We start from the raw sequence: 5968 nt of genomic DNA on the forward strand, positions 1-5968 counted from the left end.
GTGTGGGGGCGTGGGTGAGAGGGGGGCGTTCGTGACCGTCGTCCGGGGGGCCTACTCCAGGATTCATGGGCGGGCCACGCCCATGTACGGGGTGGCGGCGGCGGTCGCCATGGCGGTGCCGTTGCTGGTGGGGGTGCTGACCGGGCACGGCGCGCAGGGGGCGGTGATCGCGCTCGGCGCCTACCTGGTCGCGTTGCGGACGCCCGAGGGGCCGTACGGGGCGCGGGCACGGCATCTCGCGGTCGGCGTGCTGATCGTGACGGTCGGGTCGGCCCTCGGCGGGCTGCTGAGCGAGCGGCTGTGGCTGCCCGTCGTCGTGGTGCCGCCGCTGATCGCGCTGGGCGTCGCCGTCCCGCGGATCGGGCCGACGGCGGGACTGGCCGTGCTGCTCAGCGCGGTCCGGCCGCCGTCCGACGTCATCCTCATCGGGGTACTGGAGCTGATCGGCGGCCTGCTCGTCGCCGGGCTGCTGCTGGCGCCGTGGCCCGCGCGGCGGCTGCGTCCGCTGCGCGGGGCGCTGAGCGAGACCGCGGACGCGGTCGCGGAGGCCCTGGACGCCGTGGCGGAGGACGTGGCGGCACCCGACAGCAGTCCCCTGGACGACGTCGACCTGACGAACCCCGACCTGATGGCCGTCACCCGCATCCCCGACTGGGAGGCCAAGCGGCGGGCGGCGTCCGAGGCGCTGACCGCGGCACGCGCCACCTACGGGCTGTACCGGTCCGGGCGCGGACGCAGCGAACCCACAAGGCCCGAACGGCTCATCGAGGCCCTGGGCCGCGTCCTGCACGAGACGGTGACGCTCCAGGCCGTCCTGGAGGCCGCGAAGAACTACCCGCCGGACCGCGAGTGGCGGGAGGAGACGCAGACGGCGATCTCGGCGCTCGCGGCGCGGCTGCGGCTCCTGTCGGGCGCGATCGCGACCTCGGGCGAGGCGCCGCTCGGCCGGGAGGAGTCCGCCGCCGTCCGCCGGATGGGGCGGGCCGCCGAGCAGATCAGGCGCGCCGGGCTCGCCGGGGACGAGGACCTCGTCGCGGTCTCCCTGATCGGCCAGGTGCGCCGCTCGGTCGACCGCATCGCCGGCGAGGTCGCCTCCACCCGCCGCATCGTCGCGGGCGGCGTCCGGATCGGGGTGCGCCCGCCCCGGATGCCGGAGACGCTCGACCCCACACCGGTCTGGGAACGCGTCCGCCGCTCCGTCCGCACCCGCTCGCCGATGTTCCGGCAGGTGTCGCGCGTCTTCGTGACGGCCCTGGTGACGATGGCGCTGGTCGCGGCGCTGGACCTCCAGTACGGGCACTGGATGACGATCACCGCGATGCTGAGCCTGCGCGCCACCTACGGCGAGACGGTCGAGCAGCTCCTCCAGCGCTTCGGCGGCACCGCGGCCGGCTCGGCCATCGCGGCGGTCATCCTCACCATCGCCCCCGGCCCGACCGCCATGACGGCGATCATCTTCTGCTTCGCGGTGGCGGGGTTCGCGCTGCGCGCGGTGAACTACACGTACTGGGCCCTGTTCGGGACGCCGCTGGCCATGATGCTGCTGGACTTCTCCACGCCCGCCGACTGGCACACCGCCGGCGAGCGGATCCTGCTGACGCTCGGCGGGACGGTCATGGCGTACCTCGCCGTCCGGCTCCTGTGGCCGGCCGGGCACCTCGAACGCCTGCCCGTCCAGCTCCGCCGCCTCCTCGACCGGCACGCGGGCCTCGTCCGCGCGACGGCGGACGTCCTGGCCGGGGAACGCGTCCGGCTGCCGCACGACAGGATCGTGGCCGCGGAGCGGTCCGCGGAGGCCGTCGCCGAGACCCGGACGCGGCTCGGCCAGGAACGGCTGCCCGACACCGGCCTGATCTCCGAGCTGGAGACCGCGGTGGACGCCGCCCACCGCACCCGCGACCACCTGATCACCGTGGCCAAGCTGTCCCGCGAGGAGGCCGTCGACACCGGGCCGATACCCGAGATCCTCGACCGTCTCGCCGACCAGCTGGAGGAGACCGCGGAACTGCTGGAGGAGGAACGCGACCCCAAGGCCCCCACACCCTCCGACGAGCTGAGCGAGGAACTCGCCGACCTCGACTCCCACCTGTCCACGCTCACCCGGCGGCGCCGCGCCGAGATCAGGTCGGGCGTCGGCCGGGACGAGTTCACCCCGCTCCGGCACGCCCTCCTCCAGGTGTCCGGCACCCGCCTGACGATCAGATCGCTGCGCGAGGACGCCGGGACGGTCATCGAATCGTCCCTGGACGCCGCCGAACGGCGTCCCTGAGGTCAGTCCTTGGGGGTACGGGTGGCGCGGAGCGCACCGGCGCCCCGGCGGACGTCCGCCCACGGGCCCGGCAACTCGATCACGGCGAACGCGCACGTCGGGAAGCTCTCCGGCGCGCTCCCGGTCAGATCGTGGACGAGCTGGTGCACGGACGGGTTGTGCCCCACCAGCAGCAGCCGCCCGGCATCGTCCGGGGCCTGCCTCACCAGATCGAGGAGCCCGTCGGGATCGTTGTCGTAGATCCCGGACTCGAAGCTCACCTCCGCGTCGACGTCCAGCAGCGCGAGCGTCTCCCGCGTCCGCGCCGCCGTGGAGCACAACACCAGCCCGGGGACGAGATCGTTCTCCCGCAACCATTCCCCCGCCGCCGCGGCGTCCCGCCGCCCACGGTCGTTGAGGGCACGGTCGATGTCGGCGAGCCCCAGCCCGGCCACGGCCTTCGCGTGACGGAGCAGGATGAGCGTGTTCATGTGCGGTGCCCTCCGTGCGATCGCTGCATCGCGGGCGTCATGGGGCCACGAGGACCGACAGGATCCAGATCGCGCCGATGACGCCGAGCATTCCGCCGAGCACGATGGCGAAGCCCTTGGCCCCCGACATCGTCGACTTGCCGCCGTCGCCCGCCACAACGCCTCCCGCTTTCACTTCGCTCCGCGTGCGGCCCGCTGATACCGGACCGACGCGTACAGCGTATGACCGCCCCCGCGCACTCGTGACGGGACCCGGCCATACGAATGTGCGGCCGGGCACGGCGGAGGGCCGGCGGCTGGTCGCCACCGGCCCTCGCCGCCTTGACCGTCAACTCTTGTTAGCGGACGACTCCTCGTTGCCGGTCTCGGCCTTGGTGGCGGTGGAGTCGGCTCCTACCGCCGCCTCCTCCGGGGAGCCCTTCTCGACGGCGCCGCCCTCGGCCTCGCCGCTCTCCGTGGCGGCCGGGCCGGGTGCGCCGCCTTCGACGGCGGGCTCGGCGATCGGGTCGGCGCGCCGCTTGGAGATCACGATGGCGGCCACCACGACCGCGACCGCCAGCGCGGTCACGCCGACGCGCAGCCAGGTGTTGCCCGCGTACGTGACGACCGCGGGGGCGATCAGCAGCGCGACCAGGTTCATCACCTTGATCAGCGGGTTGATCGCGGGGCCGGCGGTGTCCTTGAACGGGTCGCCGACCGTGTCGCCGATGATCGTGGCCTCGTGCGCATCGCTGCCCTTGCCGCCGAGGTGGCCCTCCTCGACGAGCTTCTTGGCGTTGTCCCAGGCGCCGCCGGAGTTGGCGAGGAACACCGCCATCAGGACGCCCGCCGCGATCGCGCCGCCCAGGAAGGCGCCCAGCGGCGCGTACCCGAGCGCGAAGCCGACCGCGATCGGGGTCATGATCGCCAGCAGCCCGGGGGTGGCCAGCTCGCGCTGCGCGTCCCGGGTGCAGATGTCCACGACCCGGTCGTAGTCGGGCTTTTCGGTGTAGTCCATGATCCCGGGCTTGGTGCGGAACTGTTCGCGCACCTCGACCACGACCCGCCCCGCCGCGCGGCCGACCGCCATGATCGCCAGCCCGGAGAACAGGAACACCACCGCAGCGCCGACGATCAGCCCGATCAGCACGTTCGGGTTGTCGATCGACAGGCTGAAGGTGCCGAAGTCGCCGAGCGCGTCCTTGGCGTCGTCGGACGCGTCGTTCAGCGCCGTGATCACCGTCGTGCGGAACGAGCCGAACAGCGCGGTCGCGGCGAGGACCGCCGTCGCGATCGCGATGCCCTTGGTGATGGCCTTGGTGGTGTTGCCGACCGAGTCCAGCCGCTCCAGGACGGCCGCGGCCTCGCCCTGGACGTCCCCGGACATCTCGGCGATGCCCTGGGCGTTGTCGGAGACGGGACCGAAGGTGTCCATCGAGACGATCACGCCGACGGTGGTCAGCAGGCCGGTGCCGGCCATCGCCACCGCGAACAGCGCGACGGTGGTGTTGCCGAAGCCGAGCAGGAACGCCCCGTACACGGCGCCGCCGATGACGAGCGCGGTGTAGACGGCCGATTCCAGACCGAGCGAGATACCGGACAGGATGACCGTCGCCGGGCCCGTCCGGGCGCTGTTCGTGACCTCCTGGACCGGCTTGCGGTTCGTCTCGGTGAAGTAGCCGGTGAGCAGCTGGATCGCGCTGGCCAGCACGATGCCGATGATGACGGCGCCGAGCGCCACCCAGCGCGGGTCGGCGTCCAGGGCGATGATCTCCTGGTCGGTGACGCCGTTCAGCTCCGAGAACGACGAGGGCAGGTAGAGGAACGCGGCGATCGCGACGAGCACCGCCGAGATGATCGCCGAGATGAAGAAGCCCCGGTTGATCGCCGTCATGCCGGACCTGTCGCCCGCCCGGGGCGCCACCGCGAAGATGCCGATCACCGCGGTGATCACGCCGATCATCGGCACGATCAGCGGGAACACCAGGCCCTCGGTGCCGAACGCCGCGGTGCCCAGGATGAGCGCCGCGACGAGCATGACCGCGTACGACTCGAACAGGTCGGCGGCCATGCCGGCGCAGTCGCCGACGTTGTCGCCCACGTTGTCGGCGATGGTCGCCGCGTTGCGGGGGTCGTCCTCGGGGATGCCCTGCTCGACCTTGCCGACCAGGTCGGCGCCCACGTCGGCGGCCTTGGTGAAGATGCCGCCGCCGACCCTCATGAACATGGCGAGCAGCGCGGCGCCGAAGCCGAAGCCCTCCAGCACCTTCGGAGCGTCGCCCTTGTAGGCCAGGACGACGACCGCCGCACCGAACAGGCCGAGCCCGACGGTGAACATGCCGGCGACGCCGCCCGTACGGAAGGCGATGCGCATCGCCGTCTTCTCGCCGCCCTGCTCGCGGGCGGCCGCGGCGACCCGGACGTTGCCCCGGACCGCCAGCCACATGCCGACGAACCCGGTGACGGCCGAGAACAGCGCACCGATGATGAAGAAGACCGATCGTCCGATCCGCTCCCCGGTCGAGTCCGCCGGGAGCAGCAGCAGGACGAGCGGGATCAGGACCACGAAGACCGCGACCGTTCGGAACTGGCGTTTCAGATAGGCGCTCGCACCTACCTGAACGGCCCGCGCGATCTCTTGCATCTTGTCGGTGCCCTGGCCGGCGGCCAGAACATCACGTACGAGACCCGCGGCGACGGCCAGTGCCAGCAGTGCGATCACGGCGACGACGACGACCAGGGAGAGGTCGCCGCCGCCGAGATCCACGTCCGCGCTGACCGGGCTTGACAGGGAAAGCCCAGACATCCGTCCTCCTCGACAAGGGTGTTGCGATTTCGACCGTCTAAAGACGATCTTTACCGCGTACCCCGCGAGTCATGATTTCGAACGCCTCGCACGGCAGCGCGGGTCCCGGGAGTCTACGCAGGCGTAGGTCGAATGTTAAGGCCGAAGAGCCCTTGAAGCGGATGTCACCAAAATGCAATGGACGATACGTCCGAAATTTGCCCCATTGGCCCGTCCAGGCAGCATCTTCCCAGGTCAGACTGGGTTAGCGCACTATTACCGAGTAGCCAGCTCCACGCGCGCAGCACGTCTTTGGCGCATCGACTCGGCCGCCTGCGTCCGCATTTAAGCTACGCATTAACACGGATTATGTCCAGGCCCAAATCGACTCAGTTCCAGATCATCCCCATGAGATTCTCACACCCCCTACACCCCGAGTCCCACCTGTCCCAAACCGGACACGCC

The 5968-nt window shown here is 71.4% G+C and carries 3 protein-coding genes; 1 reads left to right on the forward strand and 2 read right to left on the reverse strand.

The genetic code is table 11. The features are described from left to right. Positions 1–31 precede the first annotated feature (31 nt). Entirely contained in the window at positions 32–2269 is a 2238-nt protein-coding gene (locus E1281_RS36185) for an FUSC family protein (protein ID WP_131884210.1), read from the forward strand. A gap of 2 nt (positions 2270–2271) precedes the next feature. On the opposite strand, the gene E1281_RS36190 is transcribed toward E1281_RS36185, so the two are convergent. Beyond that, the gene (locus E1281_RS36190; RefSeq protein ID WP_131884211.1) at positions 2272–2739 is read right to left on the reverse strand and encodes a histidine phosphatase family protein; all 468 of its coding nucleotides are present in this window, start codon (positions 2737–2739) and stop codon (positions 2272–2274) included. Between the two features lie 328 nt (positions 2740–3067). Beyond that, positions 3068–5524: a sodium-translocating pyrophosphatase gene (locus E1281_RS36195; protein ID WP_131884212.1), complete on the reverse strand. Its 2457-nt coding sequence runs from the start codon at positions 5522–5524 to the stop codon at positions 3068–3070. Positions 5525–5968 lie beyond the last annotated feature (444 nt).

It is taken from the genome of Actinomadura sp. KC345, assembly GCF_004348515.1.
Taxonomy (GTDB): domain Bacteria; phylum Actinomycetota; class Actinomycetes; order Streptosporangiales; family Streptosporangiaceae; genus Spirillospora.